23 protein-coding genes and 1 pseudogene are annotated in these 21,694 nt (G+C 70.9%); 12 read left to right on the top strand and 12 right to left on the bottom strand.

Annotation, left to right across the window (positions count from 1 at the left end; genetic code table 11):
* Window positions 1-22 precede the first annotated feature (22 nt).
* Window positions 23-691 (bottom strand): alpha/beta fold hydrolase, encoded by a 669-nt coding sequence (locus OG904_RS33055; RefSeq protein ID WP_405497396.1) that lies wholly within the window; start codon window positions 689-691, stop codon window positions 23-25.
* Window positions 688-1,676 (bottom strand): annotated as a pseudogene (locus OG904_RS33050) (NADP-dependent oxidoreductase). The gene OG904_RS33055 and the pseudogene OG904_RS33050 overlap by 4 nt, the downstream one beginning before the upstream one ends.
* A gap of 122 nt (window positions 1,677-1,798) precedes the next feature.
* Between OG904_RS33050 and OG904_RS33045 the strand changes: the two are divergent.
* The 3 genes from OG904_RS33045 to OG904_RS33035 all read left to right on the top strand — a co-directional run bounded on the left by OG904_RS33045 (window position 1,799) and on the right by OG904_RS33035 (window position 3,834).
* Window positions 1,799-2,794 (top strand): GlxA family transcriptional regulator, encoded by a 996-nt coding sequence (locus OG904_RS33045; RefSeq protein WP_405497394.1) that lies wholly within the window; start codon window positions 1,799-1,801, stop codon window positions 2,792-2,794.
* A gap of 181 nt (window positions 2,795-2,975) precedes the next feature.
* The gene (locus tag OG904_RS33040; protein WP_405497392.1) at window positions 2,976-3,356 is read left to right on the top strand and encodes a VOC family protein; all 381 of its coding nucleotides are present in this window, start codon (window positions 2,976-2,978) and stop codon (window positions 3,354-3,356) included.
* A gap of 148 nt (window positions 3,357-3,504) precedes the next feature.
* Entirely contained in the window at window positions 3,505-3,834 is a 330-nt protein-coding gene (locus OG904_RS33035) for a hypothetical protein (protein ID WP_405497390.1), read from the top strand.
* A 7-nt stretch (window positions 3,835-3,841) separates the two neighbouring features.
* Here the strand turns inward: OG904_RS33035 and OG904_RS33030 are convergent, their stop codons facing one another.
* Together OG904_RS33030 and OG904_RS33025 are read right to left on the bottom strand one after the other, a co-directional pair.
* Entirely contained in the window at window positions 3,842-4,990 is a 1,149-nt protein-coding gene (locus OG904_RS33030; protein WP_405497388.1) for a DegT/DnrJ/EryC1/StrS family aminotransferase, read from the bottom strand.
* Window positions 4,991-5,155: 165 nt separating this feature from the next.
* On the bottom strand, window positions 5,156-5,893 hold the full coding sequence (locus OG904_RS33025; protein WP_405497386.1) for a hypothetical protein: 738 nt from the start codon (window positions 5,891-5,893) through the stop codon (window positions 5,156-5,158).
* A 164-nt stretch (window positions 5,894-6,057) separates the two neighbouring features.
* Here OG904_RS33025 and OG904_RS33020 point away from each other — a divergent pair, with 164 nt between their 5' ends.
* Window positions 6,058-6,702 (top strand): dihydrofolate reductase family protein, encoded by a 645-nt coding sequence (locus OG904_RS33020; protein WP_405497384.1) that lies wholly within the window; start codon window positions 6,058-6,060, stop codon window positions 6,700-6,702.
* Between the two features lie 11 nt (window positions 6,703-6,713).
* Here the strand turns inward: OG904_RS33020 and OG904_RS33015 are convergent, their stop codons facing one another.
* Complete coding sequence (locus OG904_RS33015) at window positions 6,714-8,027, bottom strand: sulfite oxidase (RefSeq protein ID WP_405497382.1); 1,314 nt, start codon at window positions 8,025-8,027, stop codon at window positions 6,714-6,716.
* 202 nt (window positions 8,028-8,229) lie between these two features.
* On the bottom strand, window positions 8,230-8,892 hold the full coding sequence (locus tag OG904_RS33010) for a deoxynucleoside kinase (RefSeq protein WP_405497380.1): 663 nt from the start codon (window positions 8,890-8,892) through the stop codon (window positions 8,230-8,232).
* Between the two features lie 326 nt (window positions 8,893-9,218).
* On the opposite strand from OG904_RS33010, the gene OG904_RS33005 reads away from it, so the two are divergent.
* Entirely contained in the window at window positions 9,219-9,419 is a 201-nt protein-coding gene (locus tag OG904_RS33005; RefSeq protein ID WP_405497378.1) for a hypothetical protein, read from the top strand.
* 65 nt (window positions 9,420-9,484) lie between these two features.
* Here the strand turns inward: OG904_RS33005 and OG904_RS33000 are convergent, their stop codons facing one another.
* On the bottom strand, window positions 9,485-9,613 hold the full coding sequence (locus OG904_RS33000; RefSeq protein WP_405497376.1) for a hypothetical protein: 129 nt from the start codon (window positions 9,611-9,613) through the stop codon (window positions 9,485-9,487).
* Window positions 9,614-9,765: 152 nt separating this feature from the next.
* On the opposite strand from OG904_RS33000, the gene OG904_RS32995 reads away from it, so the two are divergent.
* The 3 genes from OG904_RS32995 (at window position 9,766) to OG904_RS32985 (ending at window position 12,919) form a co-directional block, all read left to right on the top strand.
* Window positions 9,766-11,181: an amidase gene (locus OG904_RS32995; RefSeq protein WP_405497374.1), complete on the top strand. Its 1,416-nt coding sequence runs from the start codon at window positions 9,766-9,768 to the stop codon at window positions 11,179-11,181.
* 109 nt (window positions 11,182-11,290) lie between these two features.
* Window positions 11,291-12,571, top strand: coding sequence for a lipase family protein (locus tag OG904_RS32990; RefSeq protein WP_405497372.1), 1,281 nt, complete (start codon window positions 11,291-11,293; stop codon window positions 12,569-12,571).
* Window positions 12,572-12,643: 72 nt separating this feature from the next.
* Window positions 12,644-12,919: a hypothetical protein gene (locus tag OG904_RS32985; RefSeq protein ID WP_405497370.1), complete on the top strand. Its 276-nt coding sequence runs from the start codon at window positions 12,644-12,646 to the stop codon at window positions 12,917-12,919.
* A 71-nt stretch (window positions 12,920-12,990) separates the two neighbouring features.
* On the opposite strand, the gene OG904_RS32980 is transcribed toward OG904_RS32985, so the two are convergent.
* The 3 genes from OG904_RS32980 to OG904_RS32970 form a co-directional block, all read right to left on the bottom strand.
* The gene (locus OG904_RS32980; RefSeq protein WP_405497368.1) at window positions 12,991-13,860 is read right to left on the bottom strand and encodes an NmrA family NAD(P)-binding protein; all 870 of its coding nucleotides are present in this window, start codon (window positions 13,858-13,860) and stop codon (window positions 12,991-12,993) included.
* A gap of 113 nt (window positions 13,861-13,973) precedes the next feature.
* Window positions 13,974-14,447 (bottom strand): hypothetical protein, encoded by a 474-nt coding sequence (locus OG904_RS32975; RefSeq protein ID WP_405497366.1) that lies wholly within the window; start codon window positions 14,445-14,447, stop codon window positions 13,974-13,976.
* A gap of 170 nt (window positions 14,448-14,617) precedes the next feature.
* Entirely contained in the window at window positions 14,618-15,136 is a 519-nt protein-coding gene (locus tag OG904_RS32970; protein WP_405497364.1) for a MarR family winged helix-turn-helix transcriptional regulator, read from the bottom strand.
* Window positions 15,137-15,596: 460 nt separating this feature from the next.
* Between OG904_RS32970 and gyrB the strand changes: the two genes are divergently transcribed.
* The 4 genes from gyrB (at window position 15,597) to OG904_RS32950 (ending at window position 19,738) form a co-directional block, all read left to right on the top strand.
* Window positions 15,597-17,648, top strand: a complete 2,052-nt coding sequence (gyrB, locus tag OG904_RS32965; RefSeq protein WP_405497362.1) for a DNA topoisomerase (ATP-hydrolyzing) subunit B — start codon at window positions 15,597-15,599, stop codon at window positions 17,646-17,648.
* Window positions 17,649-17,862: 214 nt separating this feature from the next.
* Window positions 17,863-18,120, top strand: coding sequence for a hypothetical protein (locus OG904_RS32960; protein ID WP_405497360.1), 258 nt, complete (start codon window positions 17,863-17,865; stop codon window positions 18,118-18,120).
* Window positions 18,121-18,470: 350 nt separating this feature from the next.
* A complete protein-coding gene (locus OG904_RS32955; RefSeq protein ID WP_405497358.1) occupies window positions 18,471-18,851 on the top strand; it encodes a hypothetical protein in 381 nt (126 codons plus the stop codon).
* Between the two features lie 275 nt (window positions 18,852-19,126).
* On the top strand, window positions 19,127-19,738 hold the full coding sequence (locus tag OG904_RS32950; RefSeq protein WP_405497356.1) for a GPP34 family phosphoprotein: 612 nt from the start codon (window positions 19,127-19,129) through the stop codon (window positions 19,736-19,738).
* A 221-nt stretch (window positions 19,739-19,959) separates the two neighbouring features.
* On the opposite strand, the gene OG904_RS32945 is transcribed toward OG904_RS32950, so the two are convergent.
* Together OG904_RS32945 and OG904_RS32940 are read right to left on the bottom strand one after the other, a co-directional pair.
* Window positions 19,960-20,805, bottom strand: a complete 846-nt coding sequence (locus OG904_RS32945; RefSeq protein ID WP_405497354.1) for a helix-turn-helix domain-containing protein — start codon at window positions 20,803-20,805, stop codon at window positions 19,960-19,962.
* On the bottom strand, window positions 20,802-21,560 hold the full coding sequence (locus OG904_RS32940) for a helix-turn-helix domain-containing protein (protein ID WP_405497352.1): 759 nt from the start codon (window positions 21,558-21,560) through the stop codon (window positions 20,802-20,804). Before OG904_RS32940 ends, OG904_RS32945 begins: the two co-directional genes overlap by 4 nt.
* Between the last annotated feature and the right edge of the window lie 134 nt (window positions 21,561-21,694).

Below are 21,694 nucleotides of genomic sequence, written 5' to 3'. Positions count from 1 at the left end.
GGCGCGGGGGCGGCGTCGCCGCTCAGCCGTGGCTCAGGAGCACTTCCAGCAGTTCCCGCGGTGCCTCCCGCATCACGTTGTGCCCGCTCTCGACGGCGTGCGTGCGCCACTGCGGCGAGTCGCTCAGCCGCTCGTACAGTTCCGTGAACGGCGACGGCGTCGGCCACTTCGCGGCGTAGACGTACGACTTCTCGGCGAAGCGCGCCAGATCGCCCTCCAGGCGTACCGCCTGGAGCAGCGAGGCGAGCGGGTGCGGGGTGGCGCGCGGGTCGAAGAAGGGCAGCGGGGCGCTGGTGTAGCCGTTCTCCCCGGTGCCGTCGAGGTACCACGTACGCTCGTTCTCCGACACCAGGGACCAGGTCGACTGACCGTCCTCCGGGACCATCGCGTCCACGTACACCAGCCCCTTCACCCGCTCGGGGACCCGGTCGGCGGCGCCGGTGATGACCATGCCCCCGTAGCTGTGGCCGACCAGTACGGCGTCGGTGATCGCCTCGTCCTCCAGCAGGTTCACCACGTCCGCGATGTGGGTGTCCAGGTTCACGGACGGGGTCAACAGGTGCCTGCGGCTGCCGAGTCCGGTCAGGCTCATCGGATAGGCGTGGTGCCCGAGGGTCCGCAGTTCGCGGGCGAGCGGCTCGAAGGTCCAGGCGCCGTGCCAGGCACCGGGGACCAGGACGTACGTGGTCATCCTCGGACTCCCTGAATCGTGTCGGCGCCGGAGACCCCGGCGGCGTCGGTGGTCAGTACGATCTTGCCGCTGGTGCGCCCGGATTGCGAGAGCTCGTGCGCCTTGCCCGCCTCGGCCAGCGGCAGCACCAGCGCGACGTGCGGGCGCAGTTCACCCCGCTCGGCGAGCGCGGCGATCTCCCGCAGGCCCGCAGGCCCGCCGGGTCGGCCTCCACGACCATGAACACCGCCCGGACGCCGAGCGCCGCCGCCCCGGCCAGCGGCGCCTCGTCCGGTGAGGCGAGGGAGACCACGATGCCGCCGGGCCGCAGGGTGCGCAGTGAACGCGGGCCGTACGCACCGCCGATGGTGTCCACGACGACGTCCACGCCGGACACGGCCTCGGCGAAGTCGGTGGTGCGGTAGTCGACCACCTCGTCGGCGCCGAGCGAGCGGACGAACGCGTGCTTGGCGGCGCTCGCGGTGCCGATGACGTACGCGCCGCGGGACTTGGCGATCTGGACGGCCAGGTGGCCGACACCCCCGGCCGCCGCGTGCACCAGCACCCGCTGGCCCGGCCGCACGTCGGCCGTGTCCACCAGGGCCTGCCAGGCGGTCAGGGCGGCCAGCGGGAGGGCGGCGGCCCGTACGTGGTCGAGGCCGGCGGGCTTGTGCGCGAGGTGCCGGGCGGGGGAAGTGGCGTACTCGGCGTAGGTGCCGGCCGGGGCCGGGTGCCGGGGCATGCCGAACACCTCGTCGCCCGGCCGGAAGAGGGTGACCCCGATGCCCACGGCCTCGACGGTGCCGGAGAGGTCCCAGCCGAGCGGGACGGGCGGCACGTCGGCGCCTGCCAGGCCGCCGGTGGCGCGGTGCCAGGCGTCGGTGGGGTTGACGGCCGCGGCGTGGATCCGTACGAGCACCTCGGCGGGGCCGGGCTCGGGACGCGCGGTCTCGGTGAGGCGGAGCACTCCGGGGCCGCCGAAACCGGTCTGGGTGATGGCCCGCATGGTCGGCCCGGTCTGCTTCTTCTGTGTCTCGTGTGCCTTCGTCGTCGTCATGTGATCAAGAATGCCGATCGGATCCGGGGCGGACGAGTGGCCGGAGTGACACGATGTGAAAAGATCTGGCCATGCCTCCTGAGCGGATCCACCGGGTCGTGGTCCTGGCCCTCGACGGGGTCTACCCCTTCGAGATGACCATTCCGGTGCGGATCTTCGGCACGGCCCGGGGCCCGGACGGCGCACCCCTCTACGAGGTCCTCACCTGTAGCATCGACGGCCGTCCGGTCCGCACCAGCGCCGACTTCGGCATCACGGTGGAACACGGCGGCGAGGTCGTCGCCACCGCCGACACCCTCGTGATCCCGCCCTTCATCTGTGGCCCCGGCGCCGACGGCGCGGACCCCGGTGCGGTGGACTGGCTGCCCGCCGAACTGGCCCGGACCCTGTCCCGGCTGTCCGCCCGCGCACGGATCGTCTCCATGTGCACCGCCTCCTACGTCCTGGCCACCGCGGGCCTCCTCGACGGCCGCCGGGCAACCACCCACTGGAACGAGGCGGAACACTTCCAGCGAACCTTCCCCCAGGTCAGGGTCGACGCGGACGTCCTGTTCGTGGACGGCGGCCAGGTGCTCACGGCGGCCGGGGTCGCCGCCGGGGTCGATCTCTGCCTGCACCTGCTGCGCCGCGACCACGGCAGCGCCGTGGCCAACCGGGTCGCCCGGCTGTGCGTCGTACCGCCGTGGCGGGAAGGGGGCCAGGCCCAGTTCATCGAACGGCCGGTGCCCGAGGTCTCGCAGGCGAGCACCGCCGCCACCCGCGAGTGGGCCCTGAGCCGGCTCGGCCGCCCGATCGCGCTGGCGGAGCTGGCACGGCACGCCGGGATGAGCGTACGGACCTTCTCGCGGCGGTTCCGCGACGAGGTCGGGATGACACCCGGGCAGTGGCTGACCCGGCAGCGCATCGAGCATGCCCGGCGCCTGCTGGAGGTCACCGACCTGCCGGTGGACCGGATCGCGCAGGAGGCGGGCCTGGGTACGGGCGCCTCACTGCGACGGCACCTGGCGCACGCGATCGGGGTGGCACCGATGGTGTACCGGCAGACGTTCCGCGCGCGGGCCGACTAGGTCGTCTCTTTCGGATCTTGTCGGCCCGGCAAGATCCGAAAGAGACGACCTAGCGGCCCCAAAATCCCTTCTCGCGTGCTCACTTCACCCGGTACGGTCTCGATCATGTGCCCGATGCGGGGAGCCCGACGGGTCCGCGCGGTCGCCCCGGCAGTTCCCACGTCGAAAGCAGGTTGCATCAATGGCATGTCGTATCAGCGAACTCGTGCTCGGTTGCCGCGAGCCCGAGGTGCTCGCGCGGTTCTGGTGCGAGGTCCTGGACTTCGTCGTGCTCGATCGCGGAGGGGACGACTACTTCGAGATCGGGCCTCGCGAAGGGTTCGGCGGCCCGCAACCGACGATCATCCTCAGCCGCAGGGACGAGCCGGAGCCGGGGAAGACCCGGCTGCACATCGACGTCAATGCCACCGACCGTGATCAGGGCGCCGAGCTCGAGCGCCTCCTGAAGCTCGGGGCGCGCCGGGCTGACATCGGCCAGACCGGCGACGAGGAGTGGCACGTTCTTGCCGACCCCGAGGGCAACGAGTTCTGCCTGCTCAAGGCCCGCCTCAACCCGCTCTGACGGACCTGGCGCACCCTGGAGGGGTCCGAAAACTGAAGATTTCGTGAAGAATGGGTCAATGATGACCATTTTGGTGGCCGGCGTGGCGGATGGTCCCGAGCTGGAAGCGCTCCGTGCGTGCATTCACAGTGGGCCGCACTTCCGCATCGTGGCCCACGCCCATGACCCCGAGGTGGTCCTGGCGCAGGCCCGTGTCCTCCTTCCGGACATCGCCGTGATCACTCTCCACCGTCCCGACGCTCAAGCGGAACGCGAACGGCTGGCCCTCGTTCGCGCCCTGCGCTCCTTCGACCCTCCCACCGGGATCATCCTGCGCCGCGACCCCCACGAACCCGCCCGGCCGATCAGCCCGGGGCTCGCGCCGGTCCAGGGAGCCGTCCACGAGGTCCGGCGTGCCGACCTCGACGCCCTCCACCACGCCCTGGTCGCCGTCGGACGACGCCGGGCCAGCTGCAACATCGACCCCGCGGCACACTGACCGCTGTTCAGAGCCGCCCGGTGTGGAAGTCCTGGACGGCCTGGACGACCCGGCCGGCTTCCTCGTCGGTGAGTTCGGGGGCCAGCGGCAGGCACACGGTGCGCGGCAGTACGTCCAGGGTGACGCCGATGCCGGTGGTGCGGTGGGTGATCTCGCTCAGGGCCGGCTGGTGGGGCACGGCGTGCGGGTAGACCTGTTCGGTGGTGATGCCGGTGCGGCTCAGGAAGGTCATCAGCGCGGCGGCGGTCGCAGGGTCGGGCATGGTCAGGGGGTACTTGTAGTAGGTGTGGGGACGGCCCGGTGCGTCCGCCGGCACGGCGACGGGCAGGGTGGCGAAGGCCTCGGTGTAGCGGTCGGCGAGGGTACGGCGGCGATCGGTCCAGGCGGGCAGCAGGTCGAGCTGGTGGCGGATGACGGCAGCGTCGATCTCACCCATCCGTCCCCGGTTGCCGCGCAGGTGGTGGGTGTTGCGCTCCCCGTCCCGGCCGAGGTCGGTGAGCTTGCGCAGCAGCGGCAGCAGGGAGCGGTCGCGCATCAGGAGGAGCCCTCCGTCGGCGAGGCCGCCGAGGTTCTTGCCCACCCACATCGAGAAGCAGCCGATGTCTCCGATCGAGCCCGCGGGCCGGCCGGCGTCGGTGGCGCCCGCGGCCTGCGCGCAGTCCTCGATCACGGCGAGAGCGTGCCGGTCCGCGAGGGCGCGGACGGCGGTCATGTCGGCCATCAGGCCGTGCATGTGGACGGGGATCACGGCCCGGGTGCGGGAGGTGATCGCGGCCGCGGCCGCTGCGGGGTCGATGGTACGGGTGTGGGGGTCGATGTCCACGAACACCGGGACCGCTCCGGCGGCGGCCACCGCGAACGCGGTCGACACGAAGGTCAGGGCCGGCATGATCACCTCGTCCCCCGTGCCGATGCCCAGGGCCCGTACGGCGCACTCCAGCGCCATGGTTCCCGAACTCGTGGCGAGGGCGTGCGCGGACCAACGCCGGCCCGCCACGGCTTCCAGTTCACGGACGCGGCGGCCACCGTGGAAGACACCGTCGTCGATGACCTCCTCCACCAGTCGCAGCACGTCCGCCTTCAGACCGTGCACACGGCGCGCGTGGAACTCGCCGGCAATCGTCCCGGCAGTCGTCCCGGCAGTAAGGGTGTTCATGGATGTTCTCCGTGGTCAGCTCGGCCGAAGGAGGAGGGGCGCCGATACGTTTTCAAGATCACTCCTCTGACCGGTGAACGAGGAAACGATCCGCCCGACATGACACCGTCACCCCGATGATCCGTTCGACGACTGACCCCGAACGAGGAAGCCCCACATCCACCGCTACTGGCTCGGCGCACCGCCGATCAGGTAGTCCACCCTGCGGCGCAGCCCGCTCCAGCGCCGGTCGTGGCGGTAGGCCCGCCTGATGGCCCGGGCCCGGATCCTCGGGCGGCCGCGGTAGAAGCGGCGGGCCCACGGGGACTCCGGCCGGGCCAGCCGGAACATCGCGATCATGGCGATCACCGGAACGACCACCCCCAGGACGGCCATCCGCGGCTTCCCCTTGAACAGGGCCAGGACCGCGAACAGCAGGTTCACCACCACCGTGCCCACCGCCACCAGCCTGCTCCGCGCCTCATCCGGAGAAAGCCCGTCCACCCCCAGCGGCAGGAATCCGCAGAGCAGCAGCGACGCCAGGGCCGAGGTCATGATCACCACCTCGATGCTGATCGTGCCGTCCTTGGTCCAGTAGACATCGCTCAGGTGCAGGATCAACGCGAACTCGTCGAGGACCAGCCCCGTCCCCATCCCGAAGAGCACGGCCGCCAGCGAAGTCCCCCACCCCGAACGGGCGCCCGTGATCCCCGTGAAACCGCCCACGGTCATCAGGATCACCCCCGGGACGGCGTGATGGACGTGCAGTCCGCCGGGCGTGACGTTACGGAACGGCCCCTTCCCGGCGCGGATCATCCGGGTGATGATCCGGGTGACGGCGAAGGTGACGACGAACGCGGACAGCGCCAGGAGCAGCGGCAGCTTCCCCGGTTCCACGATGTTGCGGTACCACCAGTGGCCCATGCCGTCACCTTCCCGGGCCCGGCCGTGCCGCGCACGGGGAACACCGCCGTTCGGAGGGCCGGCTGCCGAAGTCGGGGCGGTTCTGACGGGTCACGGAGGGGGCGATGAGTTTGACTGCCCCGGGGAGTCTCACCACTGTTGTCGCCCCACCACAGGAGGAACGCATGGCTCAGCTGCTGAGAGTCCAGAACTTCGGCGTCTCGAGTGACGGCATCGGTGCCGGTGAGGACCAGACCCTCGAGAGGCCGTTCGGTCATGTCCAGCCCGAGAGGCTGTTCGCGTGGGCCGGCGCCACGGCGAGCTGGCCCATGCGCACCGACCCCGGGGGGAGCCGGGGTCTGGACGACTACCTCACGCGGGACTACGCCCGCAACATCGGCGCGGAGATCATGGGCCGCAACAAATTCGGTCCCCAGCGCGGCCCCTGGCAGGACCACGAGTGGCAGGGCTGGTGGGGTGACGAGCCGCCCTTCCGCACTCCGGTGTTCGTCCTGACCCACCACGAGCGTCCTTCGCTCACGCTTTCCGACACCACGTTCCACTTCGTCGCCGGCGACCCCGCCACGGTCCTCGAGCAGGCCCGGGAAGCGGCGCAGGGCAAGGACGTCCGGCTCGGCGGCGGAGTCACCACCGTCCGGCAGTTCCTGGACGCCGACCTCGTCGACACCATGCACGTGGCGGTCGCACCGGTGAAGCTCGGGTCCGGGCTACGGCTCTGGGAGTCCCCCGACGAGCTGCTCGACCGGTTCCACCTGGAGGTCGTTCCCAGCCCGAGCGGGGTGACGCACCACCTGTTCTGGCGGAGGTGACCTGTCCTCCCTCAGACCACCGTCACCGGGTGGCGCACGACGGCGTCGAAGAGGTAACCCTGAGTGTTGAGGGCCGCCGTCGCGGGCTGCGTGCGCCCGGTGGCGTCCGTGGCCCGCGCCAGGAGCGCGGTGGCCCCCGCGGTGCGGGGTGTCCACGGCAGTGACCAGCGCACCCAGGCGCCCCGGCGCGGTACGTCGTGCAGCCGGGCCCGCTGCCACCGCGCACCTCCGTCGGTGCTGACCTCCACCCGGTGCACGGGGGCCGCGCCCGACCAGGAGCGGCCGGTCAGCAGCCGCGTACGGTGCGCCGGTACGGTCGCCCCCAGCTCCAGCTCGAAGGCGCTCTTGAGGGTCTGCCGGGTCAGCGGAGCGCTGCCCTGCGGCGGCTGGTCGGGGCCGAACAGCCGGTACAGGTCGGTGTTCCACGGCGTGTACAGCGGCTGCCCGCTCACCTCGATGTCCCCGACCCACTTGATCGAGGAGATCCCGATCCAGTCCGGTACGACCACGCGGACCGGACCGCCGTGGTCGGGCGGCAGCGGCTCGCCGTTCATCTCGTACGCGAGGATCACGTCGTCCAGCGCCTTGGAGACCGGCAGCGGGCGCCGCACGTGGCCCAGGTTGACCCCGTTGGTGACCACCTCGTCGTCCAGGCCCCGGGGCAGTACGTCCACCGCGTCCCGGGTCGCTCCGGCCCGGCGCAGCACGTCGGACAGCCGGGCCCCGCGCCAGTGGGCCGTGCCGATCGCGCCGAGGGTCCAGGCGGTCCCGGTCACCTGCTGGCCCTGCTGCGTGGTGTAGAAGCTCCGGCCGTTGCCCGCGCACTCGATGAACAGCGTCCGCTCGATCGCCGGCAGTGCGCGCAGCTGGTCGTAGGAGAACTCCACCGGGCCCCTGGACAGGGCGTCGCCCCACACCTTCAGCTGCCAGGACCGCGGGTCGAGGCGCGGTGTGGAGGTGTGGTTGCGGACGAAGAACCGGTCGAGGGGGGTCAGCTGCCCCGTACCGTGCAGGGCGGCGAAGTTCGTCTCGGCGTTGGTGCCCCGGATGGTGAACAGTTCGGGCGGCAGCGGCTTCAGGATCCCGGGCGGCGATGCGGCGGGCCGGGGGTCAGCCGGCGTGATCGTCGTGGTGCCCGCGGTGGCTTCGGCGGTTCCCGCGGAGCCCAGGCCCAGGGCGCCGGCCGCGGTCCCCGCGGCGAACAGCCGAAGCAGGTCACGGCGGTCCACCCCCGCCGAACGGGCGCGGCCGCGCGCCCACTCCCGCAACCGCGTGCGGTCGTACTGGCTCTCGTTCGACAGGTCGGGGGAATTGGCGGGGCTCATTCCGGGACACTCCTTGGTCGTGATTCCCGACGGACCGTAGAAGCCCGGCCCCGCCACCGGGAACCTCCCGGACGGGATGTCCACGAACCTGCAACACCACTGCAATGCACGGCCGGTGGGCGATGCGGGGCTTCGGTCAACGGCCCCCGTGGCGGAGCGCGCCCTGCGGAGCGCGCCCTGCGGAGCGCTCCCCCGCACGCCTTCAGACCCGGAGTCCGCCGGCCGCCAGGGCCTCCTTGACCTCCCGCGCCACGCGGGCCGCGTCCTCGGGGTTGTTCACCACATCCGTGTGGTTCATGTCGACGACGAGGACGTCGCTGGCCGAGTAGTGCTTGTGCACCCAGTCGTCGTAGCCGGACCACAGCACCCGGTAGTACTCGACCAGGCTCTCGTCCTGCTCGAAATCGCGGCCCCGCAGCCCGATGCGATGCAGCACGGTCTCGAAGTCCGCCTTGAGGTAGACCATGAGATCGGGTGCCTTGCGGTACGGAAGGCCGTCGATCTCGCGCATCATCTCGTTGAGCAGCCCCTCGTACACCCGCATCTCGAGGGAGCTGATCCGGCCCAGGTCGTGGTTGACCTTGGCGAAGTACCAGTCCTCGTAGATGGACCGGTCGAGGATGTTGTCGCCCTGCTTGTACGCCTCCTTGATCGCTGCGAACCGCGTCTGGAGGAAGTAGAGCTGGAGCAGGAAGGGGTAGCGCTTCGCCTGGATCTCCTCGGGGCTCGACGTGTAGAAGAGCGGAAGGATCGGGTTGTCGTCCACGCTTTCGTAGAAGACTTCGCTGCCGAGCTCCTTGGCCAGTATCTCGGCCACGCTCGTCTTGCCGATCCCGATCATGCCTCCGACGCAGATCACTGGCATTCCTCGCTTCTCCCTGGGGGTCTTCTGTTCGCGGACGGGTGGGCTGGGCACCCCACACCACTGGGACGCGTGTCGGCGGTCACTCGATTCCCCAAGATCTTCGTGATCGGCGTCATGTGGTCCCCGTCCGGACCGGGGCCCCGACACAGGACGCCCTCATCGACCGGTTGGACTGACCGTCCCGCGGTTGCCGCGAGCAGCGGTGAGCCGCCGCCCCGCGGCCGCCCTGAATCATAAATGACGCTTCGCCCCACACCGGCCGGAGCCCTGGCACCCGGCCGGGGCAACCGGAGTGACGGGTCGGGCGGCGCGGCGTTGATCCCCCCATGGAAGAACTGCTGGACGTACTGCTCGACGGAGTCACCGAACCTCGCCTGAAGCTGATCAGCAGGGACGAGGCCGGGGCGCTGATGGTCCTGCTCGGTGTCCTCGAGGGGCAGGGGCCGACCGAGGAGATCCGCCAGGCCGCGGGAGAGATGCGGTTGCGCCTCGTCTCGCGCCTCGCCTGGAACCCGGCCGTGTCCTGAGGCCGGGGGCCGCCGCGACCGACACCGGCAGCGGCAGCGGCAGCGGCAGCCCGCGGTGACGGACGTCAGGAGCGGGTGGCGCTCCCGTCCCGCTTCAGGTAGCCGTCCAGGGGGCAGCCGGCGTCCGGGTCCCGCGTGGGGCACATCCTGAGGTCGTCCGTAGCGCCGAAGTACCCGTAGAGGTAGACCCTCACCCGGCAGCCCGGATCCTCGGCGAAGGACAGCTGGAGATCATGACCGCGTGCCCTCTCGGCGACATCGAATCGGCCGAGGAATTCCTCGCGTGTTACTTGACGGTAGGGAATGATGGCGAACAACCATTCACACGGCGGGGGCTGAGGCAGCGATGACGACCAACGACGAACGGACCATCGTGCACGCTTTCCGGGACGACGCCCTGGGCGAGCACGACGCCGTCGGACTCGCCGCGGCGATCCGGCGGGGCGAGGTCTCCCCCGCCGAGGCCGCCCGGGACGCCGCGGAGCGGGTGCGGGCGGTCGACGCACGGCTGGGCGCGGTCCAGGTGCACGTAGACGGCCCGGCGCACGCCGCCGGAACGGGCGGGGCCTTCGACGGGGTGCCGACCTTCGTCAAGGACAACACCGACTACCAGGGGCTCCCCACGGGCCACGGCAGCGCCGCCTTCCGGCCGCGGGCAGCCCGGCGGCACGCACCCTTCACCAGGCAGTTCCTCAGCAGCGGCGTCACGGTGCTGGGCAAGACCCGGCTGCCGGAGTTCGGGTTCAGTCCGACCACCGAGTACGAGGGTGCGGAGCCGGTGCGCAACCCCTGGAACACGGGCTACTCGGCGGGCGGCTCGTCGGGCGGCAGCGCGGCACTGGTCGCCGCCGGCGCCGTGCCGATCGCGCACGCCAACGACGGTGGCGGCTCGATCCGGATACCCGCGGCCTGCTGTGGACTCGTGGGCCTCAAGCCGACCCGTGGCCGCGTCGTGGCGAGCGCGCTGGGCCGCCAAATGCCGATCGATCTCATCTCCGACGGAATCGTGAGCCGTTCCGTGCGGGACGCCGCCGCGTTCCTCGCCGCTGCCGAAACGTACCGGCGGAGTCCCGAACTCCCGCCCCTCGGCCTGGTCGAGGGCCCCTCGGGGCAGCGGTTGCGCATCGGGTTCATGCTGGACTCCCCGAACGGCGTTCACTCCGACACCGCCACCCGGGCGGCGGTCACGGAGACCGTGGCGACGCTGGAACGGCTCGGACACACCGTGGAACCGGTGGAGTTGGCCATGGACCCGAGCTTCACCGACGACTTCCTCACGTACTGGGGGATGCTGTCCTTCCTCCTCGGCGTCACGGGCCGGACCCTCGGCGCGGACTTCGACCGGCACCGCATGGACGGCCTCAGTCGGGGCCTGCGCGAGGAGTACGTACGGAACTGGCGGCGGACTCCCGGCGTGCTGCGACGGCTCAAGCGCACGAGGGAGGCGTACGCGGCGGCCTTCCGCGGGCTCGACCTCGTACTGACGCCCGTGCTCGCCCAGACCACGCCGCCGATCGGCCACCTCAGCCCGACCGTTCCCTACGCGAAGCTGATCGAGCGGATCCTCGCGTACGTGGCGTTCACGCCGGTCGACAACGTCGTCGGCACCCCGTCGCTCTCGCTGCCCTCCTCGAGCGCGACGACGGACGCGCTGCCCATCGGCGTCATGTTCTCCGCCCGCCCCGGCGGTGAACGCAAGCTGCTGGAGATCGGCTTCGAGCTGGAAGCGGACCGGCCCTTCCGCCGCATCCAGGACCAGTGACACCGGCGCCGTCGCCAAGGCGCCCTCCGGCAGGGGCTCGACTCGCACGGTGAACTCCCTTACGGCATCGGCGTAGACGGAGAAAGTCAACTCGACTAGCGTTTCGGGCATGGATCCGGACCGTGCCGCACGGCTCGACAGCCACCTCCCCGGCACCATCCGAACGGGCCCGGTCCGGGCTTCCTGCCGGGCCGTCGCCTGTGCGGTGGTCGCGGTGCTGGCGCTGTCAGGCTGCAGCCGGGCCGGCGACGACCGGGTCCCGGAGGGGCGGGCCGTGACCACGCCGGTACCCGAAGGCGACGCGTTCTACGATCCGCCGCGTCCGCTGCCCCCGGGCAAGCCCGGCACGGTGATCCGCCAACGCCCGTACGCGCCGCCGGAGGCGAGCCTGACCCTGCCGTCGCACACCTTTCTGGTGATGTACCTGAGCACGGGGACCGACGGCAAGCCGGTGCCGGCGAGTGGGCTGGTGACCGTTCCGGACGGCCCCGCACCCGCCGGGGGGCGGCCCGTTGCCGCCGTGGACCACGGCACCATGGGCATCGGCTCGGCGTGCGGCCCGTCCCGCATGCCGGCCTTCGCGGGGCTGGAGGACACAAGTCCGGTCGCGAAACTCCTCGCGCGCGGATTCGTCGTCGTACAGCCCGACTACATCGGCATGGGGGTGACCGGGGTCAGGCACCCGTACCTCAACGGCAAGTCCGCCGCGTACGCCACTCTCGACATCCTCCGTGCCGCGCACGGGATCGACCCGGGGGCGGGCACGACGGCGCTCGTCTACGGCGGATCACAGGGTGGGCACGCGGCGCTGTGGAGCGCGCACTACGCCGCCGAGTACGCTCCCGACATCGACCTCAAGGGCGTGGTCGCCAATGCGCCGGCGGTCGGATTCGAGTGGATGCCCGCCCTGGTCGCGCAGCAGAACGCCACGGCCACCCCCTACGCCGGGATGCTGCTGCTGCTCATCAACGGGGCTTCGGCAGCCGACCCGGCGGTCAGGCCCGCCGAACTCCTCACCCCCGCGGCGCTGGCCGCCGCGGACCGCATCTGGACGGAGCGCTGCGTCGCCGGCGACACCGAGATTCCGCCCGCCGCCGACATCCTGCGACCCGGCGCCGATCTGGGACCGCTCAACGCCGCCCTGAAGGCCAGTGCCGGCAACGAAGCCACCACCAAGGTCCCGGTGCTGTTGCCGCAGGGCGGAAACGATGTGCTGAGCAACCTGAACCAGACGCTGGCCCATGAACTGTGCGACAAGGGCGTGAACCTGGAGTTCAAGTACTACGCCGACCAGGGGCACACCATCAGCGACGGCCCCCTGGACGACGCGATCACCTGGATGGACGCCCGGCGCGCCGGTGCGCCCGTCACCGCGAGCTGCGTGTTCTGAGCGGGCCGCGATCGCCGACCCGGGGCAAAAACTGGCTGCGAGCGGCGGAGGGACACTGCGAGGATCCTGGTCATGCCAAGCCCCACCGTGGAAGAACTCCTCGCCAACGTCGGCGGACTGACCCCCGAACTCGCCCGGCGGATCGGCGATCAGATCGATGAATGCAGGCGCCTGCTGAACACCAGTGCCGACATGGACTCCGTCCAGCAGCACCTCAAGGACGGCGGCGTCAGCATCATCCACGCGATCCTGATCACCACCAGGCTGCTCGGCGACCACCCCAGCAGGCTGCTCGCAGCACGAATGATCGTGGAGTGCAGCCCCGCACGGACACGTACCACCCCCTGACCGGGCGCACCGCACGGGCTGCCCCTACGACTCCGAACCGCGACGCCCCCTGGCAGGCCCGGGGCGGTGTCCTACCGGCGGAAGTGGGCGTGGTGCTCGCGCAGGAAGGCGTCGAGGGTGCGGGGCGCGCGGCCGAGGATGCCGCTGACGGTGGTGGTGGGGGTCTCGGGTCGGGTGATGGCGAGTTGCTGGATCTCCGTGACGTGGTCGGCGAGCCAGGTGGGCATGTGGGCGGTGCGGATGAGGTTGTCGCGCAGTTCGTCCGGGGTGAGGTCGACGTAGCGGATCCGCTTGCCGGTCAGGGAGGTCAGCCGGGTGGCGAGTTCGGGGAAGGAAACGGCTTCGGGTCCGGTCAGGGTGTAGGTGCCGCCGGCGATGTCGGGCCTGGTGAGGGCGGCCGCGGCGACGTCGCCGATGTCCCGGCAGTCGATGTGGTTGTACGCGGCGTCGCCGGTCGTCCCGAGGATGACGCCCTGGGCGAGGGTGGGGGCCAGGCGCAGGAGGTTCTGCATGAATGCGTAGGGGCGCAGGATGGTGTGGGTGAGGCCGCTGGCCTTCAGGTGTTCCTCGACGGCGTGGTGTCCGCGGGAGATGGCGACCGGGGAGTCCGGTTCGGCGGCGGGTGCGGAGATCTTGACGATGTGTCCGATGCCGGCGTGGGCGGCGATGTCGATGACGCGGGATTCGAGTTCGACCTGTGCGGGGCTGTTGGCCATGGCCAGGAAGAGCCGGCTGGCCCCTTTGAAGGCGGTGCGCAGGGAGTGGGGGTCGGCGGCATCGGCGTACTGGACCTCGAGGGGCGGTTGGTGTGCGCCGGTCGTACCGGGGATCGGCCTGTGCGGAGTGCGGGTCAGTGCGCGGACGGGGGCGCCGTCGAGGGTGAGGAGGCTGCGGAGCAGGGCGTTCCCGGTTGCTCCGGTCGCTCCCATGACAACGATCATCGTGTGCTCATTCCTTGGCGAGGTACCGGCAGCGGGTGCTGCCGGGGTGGGTTGTGGCGGGGTGGGTTGTGGCGGGGTGGGTTGTGCCGCGGGTGCGTCATGCCGCGGGTGCCTCATACCGCGGGTGCTGAGGCGGTGCTGCGCCAGCGCAGGGTGACGATGGTGGTGGCGAGGGCCGCGGAGACGGGCAGGTCGATGCGCAGGCGCTCCAGCCACGGGGCGGCCGGTATGAGGGTGTGGGCGGGTAGCCATTGGGCGGCGAACCATCCCAGCAGGGCCGCCGCGCCGACGGCGGTGATGACCAGTGCGGCGGTCAGGGTGACGCGCGGAATGGTGGTGGTCCAGCGTCGGGGCCGCCCGCCGTGCACCAGCCAGGTACCGACGAGGAACGCCACCACGGCCGAGGTGCCGGCGATGGAGGTGCAGGCGGCGACGGCCAAGTCCCGCTGGCCGGTGGCGACTCCGGCGGCGCCGGCCATCAGCGCGGGGGCGGCGTAGGCCGTCAGCACCTCCCGCCACAGGGTGAACGGCCTGGATGGCCGGGGGACGGCCCGGTTTCGGTTGGTTCTGTCCTTCGTTGCGCGCATGCCTGCCTCTTTCTCGCTGATGGGAGGGAGCGAAGGGGTGTGGGCGGGGATGTCGGCAGGCCTGCTCCACAATATGGTTAGTTGCCTAACTATTACCCCGCAAAAAGGGCCCTGCCTCGAGGGCGGGGCCGGAACAACAGAGAACCGGGCCGGAACAGCGGAGAACCGGGTCAGTCAGCAGCCAGAGCCGCGCTGCCACGGACGACGCGGGCGAGCAAATCCAGGAACACCGCGCGCTCCTCGGCTGAAAGCCCGCCCACCATGGCCTCCAGCCGCCCGAAATGCTCGGGTGCCATGTCGCGCAGGCGTTGCGCACCGCGCGCGGTCAGGACGGCCACGGTCCCCCGCCCGTCCTCCACGGATGGACGGCGGGCGATCAGCCCTTCGCGTTCGAGGCCGTCCAGCAGGCCCGTGATCGTCGCCCTGGAGACGCCGAGGTCGGCGGCGAGGCGCGAGGGGGACTTCTCCCCTCCGTGATCCTCGAGGTCGGCGAGCAGGCGGTAGCGCCCCGTCGACAGACCGAACCTGGCGAAGTGCGCCTCGGTCGCCCGGCCTACCCTCGCACCTGCCGAGATCAGCCGCACCGCGACCAGCACCGCCTGCGGATCGGCCGTCAGGCCGTAGTGCTCGACCTGCCGCCTGGCCTGGTCCAGCGTGGGCACCTCGCCGTCGACACCGTCCTTCGTCATGGAAGTAATATGGCGGCTAATCACTTCGGCTGTCAAGGCATCCGATCGACCGCACCGGGTCCGGCGGCGGGCGCAGCCACCTGCGCGAGGCGCCCGCACGAGGCGCCCGCCAGCCGCTCGGACCCGGCGTTGACCAAGTCTCCAAATTGCCCCCGTAAGCCCTCCCACCCAAAGCCCCGCCGAGGCCACACACGGACATCTGAGGCACGAACACACCATCACTTCGGGGGGGATGGGGAGTCCCCCTCCTAAAGCCCCAGGCGGGCAACTGGGCCGCCTGCAGGGGCGATGGGGCCTTACGTGTGCGCTCGCGGTAAATAGAATGAACCCAGACGCCGGCTCCGGTGTCGGGCGCCGGCCATGCCCGACACCGGCCAGTCCGCGCTGCTCGGCGCCCATCCCCTCTCCACACGCCGCTCCCTGCGGGAGCGCGGCTTGTGCTGCCCTGAAGGAGCCCTTCGTGACCGATCCCGGCAACCCCACCCGACCGACACCTGCCGCCGTTCCCACCGTGTCCGACGGGGGCGTACCGGCGCCGGTGCCGTCCTACGACGCCAACTCCATCGGCGTCCTCGACGGGCTCGACGCGGTCCGCAAACGGCCGGGCATGTACATCGGGTCAACCGGCGAGCGCGGCCTGCACCACCTGGTGCAGGAAGTGGTCGACAACTCCGTGGACGAGGCACTGGCCGGCGTGGCCGACACCATCAGGGTCACCGTCCTCGCCGACGGCGGCGTGCGCGTCGCCGACAACGGCCGCGGCATCCCCATCGACCTAGTCGCCTCCCAGGGCAAGCCCGCCCTGGAGGTCGTCCTCACCGTGCTGCACGCGGGCGGCAAGTTCGGCAGTGGCGGCTACGCCGTCTCCGGCGGCCTGCACGGCGTCGGCCTCTCCGTCGTCAACGCCCTGTCCACGAGGGTGTCCGCCGAGGTGCGCAGGGACGGCCACCGGTGGAGCCAGGACTTCAAGGACGGCGCACCCGCCGCCCCGCTGGCCCGGCACGAAGCCACCTCTGCCACGGGCACCACCATCACCTTCTGGGCCGATGACGGCATCTTCGAGACCACCGACTACTCCTTCGAGACCCTCTCCCGCCGCTTCCAGGAAGTCGCCTTCCTCAACAAGGGTCTGACCATCTCGCTCGCCGACGAACGCGCCTCGGCACGAGCCACCGCCAGCGCCGATTCGGCCGACGGCGGCACGGGCCGGCAGGCCCGCGAGGTGACTTACCACTACGAGGGCGGCATCGTCGACTTCGTCACCTACCTCAACTCCCGCAAGGGCGAGACCGTCCACCCCACCGTCATCTCGATCGGAGCCTCCGACCCCGGACGGACCCTGTCCGCCGAGATCGCCATGCAGTGGAACACCGGCTACAACGAAGGCGTCTACTCCTTCGCCAACGCCATCCGCACCCACGACGGCGGCACGCACGAGGAAGGGTTCCGCACCGCCCTGACCGCCCTGGTCAACAAGTACGCCCGCGAAAAGAAGCTGCTCCGCGAGAAGGACGACAACCTTGCGGGCGAGGACATCCGCGAGGGTCTGACGGCGATCATCTCGGTGAAGCTGGGCGAGCCGCAGTTCGAGGGCCAGACCAAGACCAAGCTGGGCAACACGGAGGCCAAGACCTTCGTGCAGAAGGTCGTGCACGAGCACCTCAACGACTGGTTCGACCGGAATCCGAACGAGGCCGCGGACATCATCCGCAAGTCGATCCAGGCGGCCACGGCGCGCGTCGCGGCCCGCAAGGCCCGTGACCTGACGCGTCGCAAGGGCCTGCTGGAGAGCGCCTCGCTGCCGGGCAAGCTCTCGGACTGCCAGTCCAACGACCCGACCAAGTGCGAGATCTTCATCGTCGAGGGCGACTCGGCCGGCGGCTCCGCCAAGTCCGGCCGCAACCCGATGTACCAGGCCATCCTGCCCATCCGCGGCAAGATCCTGAACGTCGAGAAGGCGCGCATCGACAAGATCCTCCAGAACACCGAGGTCCAGGCACTGATCAGCGCCTTCGGTACCGGTGTCCACGAGGACTTCGACATCGAGAAGCTCCGCTATCACAAGATCATCCTGATGGCGGACGCCGACGTCGACGGCCAGCACATCAACACCCTGCTGCTGACCTTCCTGTTCCGCTTCATGCGGCCGCTGGTCGAAGCCGGTCACGTCTACCTCTCGCGCCCCCCGCTCTACAAGATCAAGTGGGGCCGCGACGACTTCGAGTACGCCTACTCCGACCGCGAGCGCGACGCACTCGTCGAGCTCGGCAAGCAGAACGGCAAGCGGATCAGGGAAGACTCCATCCAGCGCTTCAAGGGTCTGGGCGAGATGAACGCCGAGGAACTGCGCATCACCACCATGGACGTCGACCACCGCGTGCTCGGCCAGGTCACCCTGGACGACGCCGCACAGGCCGACGACCTGTTCTCGGTGCTGATGGGCGAGGACGTCGAAGCCCGACGCTCCTTCATCCAGCGCAACGCCAAGGACGTTCGGTTCCTCGACATCTGAGACATCCGAGACGTCCGGGTCGGCTCGGCCGACCGCCGGACCGAGCAGGGCGGATCACCTGACCCGGGGAGGTGAACCTGTACCTCGGATGGCGGCGGGGACGAGCGGCAGCAGTGGCAGTCCACCAGGACGCCCCCGAGACTCGTCGCCAGAGCAACCGGAGCCGGAACCAGGGCCGGAGCCGGAGCCGGATACGAGGGAAGGGCAGCAGCCAATGCCGCAAGCCGGGGAGGAAGGCGTCACCGCGCGCCCCATCGGTACGGTGGATCAGCGTCGGAGCGCGGCCGGACACCTGCGGGCGGTGATCAGGCGAACCAATCTGGTTCCGGCATTCTTGGTACTCACGGTGATGATGGTGGCCCTGTGGCTCATGGGCATGCCGTTTCTGCAGGCCCTGACGATCTCGACCGCAGTGAAGATCTCGGTGGCTCTCCTCGAACTCCGCCGGCTGCCCGGCCCGGCCGACAGCTGACCCGGCCCCCGGCCACCCCGCGTACGGCCCCGGCCCGGTCCTGACCACCCCGAACCGGCCCCATGGAGGTCCGGCGGCCGACTCGCCTCCGGTGGTTCCAGCAGGTCCGCGCCATGCGGGGAAAACGTCCGTCCGCGCGGCGACCCGGACGGCGGGTTCCGATCCCGGGGGCCCGATGACCATGGCGCATCACCCATCAGGGAAATACTGATCGGCGGACATTGACAGAACAGGTTCCATTTACCCGACTGTTCGCTTTGGCCAATTCAGGCCCGTCAGACGCCATTGACCCAATTGAAGAACCTGAAATAGCGTGCGGACAACAAATCCAAGCAAGGGGGAACCAGTCCATGCGCAGCAAGAAGACGATCACCCTCGCGCTCGCCGGCGCCGCGGCCTTGGCCGGCACCGTCGCGTTCGGCGGCACGGCTCAGGCCGCGACGCCCGCGCCGACCGGTACGAAAGTGACGGAGCACGTCGTCTGGGACGCTCCCGTACCCGGGCGAATCACCCCGATGCACGTCCCGAACCACGGCTTCAACACCTACTCCTTCAACGGCGTTTCGTGGCGCGCCACCGTCACCGTCGACTACGGACGCACCGGGGCGTGGACCCACTGCAGCGATGGCACGGACATTCACGGCCCGCTGCAGGGGCCGGGATTCTGGGACTTCGGCGGTAGCTGCAGCGGTCACGGGACGATTACCCAGTACGGGTGGTACGACGGCTGACCGGCCTCTCGGTGAACGTTCCACTGCCATGAAGCGAACAGTGCGGCCGGGTTGGTTCCCGGTTTGAGAAATACCCCGGACGCGAATGCGCTCCGGGGTATTTCCGCGACCTCATTCGGGAATATCACCGCTTCCCGGTGTACTCCCGCCGGCAGGAGGCGCAGTCAGGGCATCCGGACGGATGTGTGCGACGGGGCTGGGTCGCCGCCCCGTGGGCGGCCGACTCGATCGATAATGGCCGACGACCTTCCTGCACGGTTGAAGAGGAGCCCTTGATGACAACACCGCGGGACTTGTTGATCGTCGCCATGGACATGGAGTCCAGCGGCCCCGTCGAACAGGGTGACCTGTCGCTCGCGCTCGCCGGGGCCGAGTTGATCGACCTCCTTTCAGCCGAGGCCATCGGGCTGGACGGGGATCACATCGTGCCGGGCCACCAGTCCGCACCGGCTGATCACCTGTTGGACGAGGCCGCCGCGGCGCTCGTACGGGAGACGCCCTACGAGTCGGTCACCGACTGGCTGTGGCGCAGGGGCCGTGGACTGTCCGCGGGCTACCAGGCCGCGCTCGAGGCCGAAGGGCAGCTCACCCGGCAGCGCCGCCGCGGAGTGTCCTTCCGGGCAGGCCGGCTGGTGCTGGTCGATTCGCCCACCCGCAGCCGGGCCGCGGACCGCTGGACCTCGGATGAACCGGTCCTCGTCGCTCTCGCGGAGGCCGTGGGGGTCCGCGGGCAGAGGACGGGAGACTCGCCGGACGTGACCGACGACGCCGTCGCGACGGTGCTGGCCGCCGTCAACGACGCGTTGGTGGAACTGTCGGCCGTAAGGCAACGCCGGGCCATCGAGGACGCGGCCTTCGACAACATCTGGCGGGGCAGCGGCGGATGACGACGGAGCCGGTCGGATACCCGGCCGGTGTGCGCGGTTGGGGCTGTCCGGCGGGAGGCAGCCCGAACTGGACACCGACGTCGGGCTCATGCGCAGCTGGATGAGCGGCCACCACGCCTGGCAGACCCGGACCCAGCGCTACACCGACGCGGCCCGCGTCCGGTCCCACACCGGCCCCGGGTACTTCGACCGGGTGCTCGGCGCGCAGACGTATGCGTGGATCAGCCGAAGCAGACCCGGTCCCCGTCGGCCGGGTCGCCCGGCGTCACGCACGAGCGGGTGCCGGTGGTTCCCTGCGGTACGGGGGCCATCGGGGTTGCCACGTACTTGCCGACGTCCACGGCGCCCATCCGCAGTTCCTGCGGCTCCGGGACGCCCGGGACGAACAGTTCCACGCGGTCGCCGGGCTGGAGGCCCGACGCGCGCACCCACACGGCCTGGCACAACGACCCGTAGCGCAGCTCCAGTTGCCGGGACCCTGGCCCCGTGTCGGTGCGCAGGCTGGTGACCATGCCCGCGCCCCCGCACCCCATGCGCAGCGGGTCCTGCCCGGCGCAGGTCGCTGCCGCGCAGCCGGGGTTGCGGATCGGCATCTCCGTCGTCGCGGCGTCGTCGGCGTGCCGCTGTCCGGACGGCCAGGGCAGGAGCAGGCTCACGGCCGCCACGATGAGGAGGCCGCCCAGCCCGGAGGCCGTCAGGACCACCCGCCTGCGCCGTCCTCCTGGTACGGGGGCGTGCTCGGCGGCGGGTTCAGGATGTTGTTCGGGGCGTTGCTCGGGGCGTTGCTCCGGGCGTTGTTCGGGGACGGGCGCGGGGACGGCCCGGCCGCTCCAGACGGTGTCCGCGAGCTCCCAGAGCGCGAGCAGCCCGCCGGGGTGCTCGCGCGCGATGGCGCACAGTGCCTCGACCGCCCCCCGGGGCGGAGGCTGCTTGCCGTTGAGGTAGCGCTCCCAGGAGGATTTGCTGTACGGGGTGCGCCGGCCGAGGTCCGCGAGGCTCAGACCCGTCCGTCGGCGGAGCCGCCTGAGTTCGGCGGCCAGGTGCCCGCACTCCGCCGGCAGGGTCACCGGCGCAGCTCCGCCCAGGTCTTCGGGCCGACGATGCCGTCCGCGACCAGGCCGCGCGCCGCCTGGAACCGGGTCGCCGCCGACTTGGTGTCCTGGCCGTACAGTCCGTCGGTGGTCTTCGGGTCGAAGCCGTGCTCGCGCAGCAGGCACTGGACTTCGACGACGTCGAAGCCCGTGCTGTTGGTGTCGAGCAGGATCTCGCGGTTGGTGCTGTGCCCGGCCCGCAGCTCGCCGTGGTCCCGGCTGATCTCGCAGCCGTACGCCACTCCGCGCCGGTAGCCGGACGTACCGGCGTCCTCGGCAGCCGGCCGGGCATCGGCCCACGCCCCGCCGGTCAGCAGTCCCGCGCCGAAGGCCACGAACACCGCTGCCGCGATCCCGGCGAGGAAGGCGCGGAGCGGGACGGTGCGGAGCGGGACGGTGCGCGGGGCCTGCCCGGCCGCTGGCTCCGGGGGCGGCTCCGTGCCGGGCGCCGCCGCGGCCGGGGCCTGCTGCCGGGCCTGTGCGGCGACGTCGTGCAGCACCACCAGACGTGTCGGGTCCGCCCCGCAGACCTGGGCCAGTTCCTCGACGGCCGCGCGGGGCACGGGTTGCTTCCCGTTGAGGTACCGCTCCCACGAGGAGCGGCTGTAGCCGGTCTTCCCGGCGAGAGCGGCCAGGCTCAGGCCGCTGTGGTCCTTCAGTCGCCGTAACTCGGCGACGAGCCGGTGCTCCCTGCTGTCGAGCCCGGCGGACAGTTCCTGCCAACGCGCCACTGATTTCCCCCTCGGTCAGGGGCCAGCATCGGGCCGCCGCCCGCGGGTTAGCCAGTGCCGCGCGCGGCTTGGCGGGATCCCTGCTCGTCGTCGGCGTCCCACGAAAGCGTCCCGGCGCAGGACGTCCCAGCAGG

This window comes from Streptomyces sp. NBC_00096 (assembly GCF_045041305.1).
Classification (GTDB): Bacteria; Actinomycetota; Actinomycetes; order Streptomycetales; family Streptomycetaceae; genus Streptomyces.
The sequence above is the reverse complement of the archived record's forward strand: the minus strand, read 5'-3'. Positions and strand labels throughout refer to the sequence as shown.

Excerpts from the sequence above, each read along its gene's own strand:
- OG904_RS33040 (WP_405497392.1), top strand. The coding sequence starts at position 2,976 with ATGGCATGTCGTATCAGCGAACTCGTGCTCGGTTGCCGCGAGCCCGAG.
- OG904_RS33055 (WP_405497396.1), bottom strand. The coding sequence starts at position 691 with ATGACCACGTACGTCCTGGTCCCCGGTGCCTGGCACGGCGCCTGGACC.
- OG904_RS32990 (WP_405497372.1), top strand. The coding sequence starts at position 11,291 with ATGGATCCGGACCGTGCCGCACGGCTCGACAGCCACCTCCCCGGCACC.
- OG904_RS32970 (WP_405497364.1), bottom strand. The coding sequence starts at position 15,136 with ATGACGAAGGACGGTGTCGACGGCGAGGTGCCCACGCTGGACCAGGCC.
- OG904_RS33010 (WP_405497380.1), bottom strand. The coding sequence starts at position 8,892 with ATGCCAGTGATCTGCGTCGGAGGCATGATCGGGATCGGCAAGACGAGC.
- OG904_RS33025 (WP_405497386.1), bottom strand. The coding sequence starts at position 5,893 with ATGGGCCACTGGTGGTACCGCAACATCGTGGAACCGGGGAAGCTGCCG.
- OG904_RS33045 (WP_405497394.1), top strand. The coding sequence starts at position 1,799 with ATGCCTCCTGAGCGGATCCACCGGGTCGTGGTCCTGGCCCTCGACGGG.
- OG904_RS32980 (WP_405497368.1), bottom strand. The coding sequence starts at position 13,860 with ATGATCGTTGTCATGGGAGCGACCGGAGCAACCGGGAACGCCCTGCTC.
- OG904_RS32955 (WP_405497358.1), top strand. The coding sequence starts at position 18,471 with ATGCGCAGCAAGAAGACGATCACCCTCGCGCTCGCCGGCGCCGCGGCC.
- OG904_RS33005 (WP_405497378.1), top strand. The coding sequence starts at position 9,219 with ATGGAAGAACTGCTGGACGTACTGCTCGACGGAGTCACCGAACCTCGC.
- OG904_RS32975 (WP_405497366.1), bottom strand. The coding sequence starts at position 14,447 with ATGCGCGCAACGAAGGACAGAACCAACCGAAACCGGGCCGTCCCCCGG.
- OG904_RS32950 (WP_405497356.1), top strand. The coding sequence starts at position 19,127 with ATGACAACACCGCGGGACTTGTTGATCGTCGCCATGGACATGGAGTCC.
- OG904_RS32960 (WP_405497360.1), top strand. The coding sequence starts at position 17,863 with ATGCCGCAAGCCGGGGAGGAAGGCGTCACCGCGCGCCCCATCGGTACG.
- OG904_RS33020 (WP_405497384.1), top strand. The coding sequence starts at position 6,058 with ATGGCTCAGCTGCTGAGAGTCCAGAACTTCGGCGTCTCGAGTGACGGC.
- OG904_RS33015 (WP_405497382.1), bottom strand. The coding sequence starts at position 8,027 with ATGAGCCCCGCCAATTCCCCCGACCTGTCGAACGAGAGCCAGTACGAC.
- OG904_RS32985 (WP_405497370.1), top strand. The coding sequence starts at position 12,644 with ATGCCAAGCCCCACCGTGGAAGAACTCCTCGCCAACGTCGGCGGACTG.
- OG904_RS33030 (WP_405497388.1), bottom strand. The coding sequence starts at position 4,990 with ATGAACACCCTTACTGCCGGGACGACTGCCGGGACGATTGCCGGCGAG.
- OG904_RS32995 (WP_405497374.1), top strand. The coding sequence starts at position 9,766 with ATGACGACCAACGACGAACGGACCATCGTGCACGCTTTCCGGGACGAC.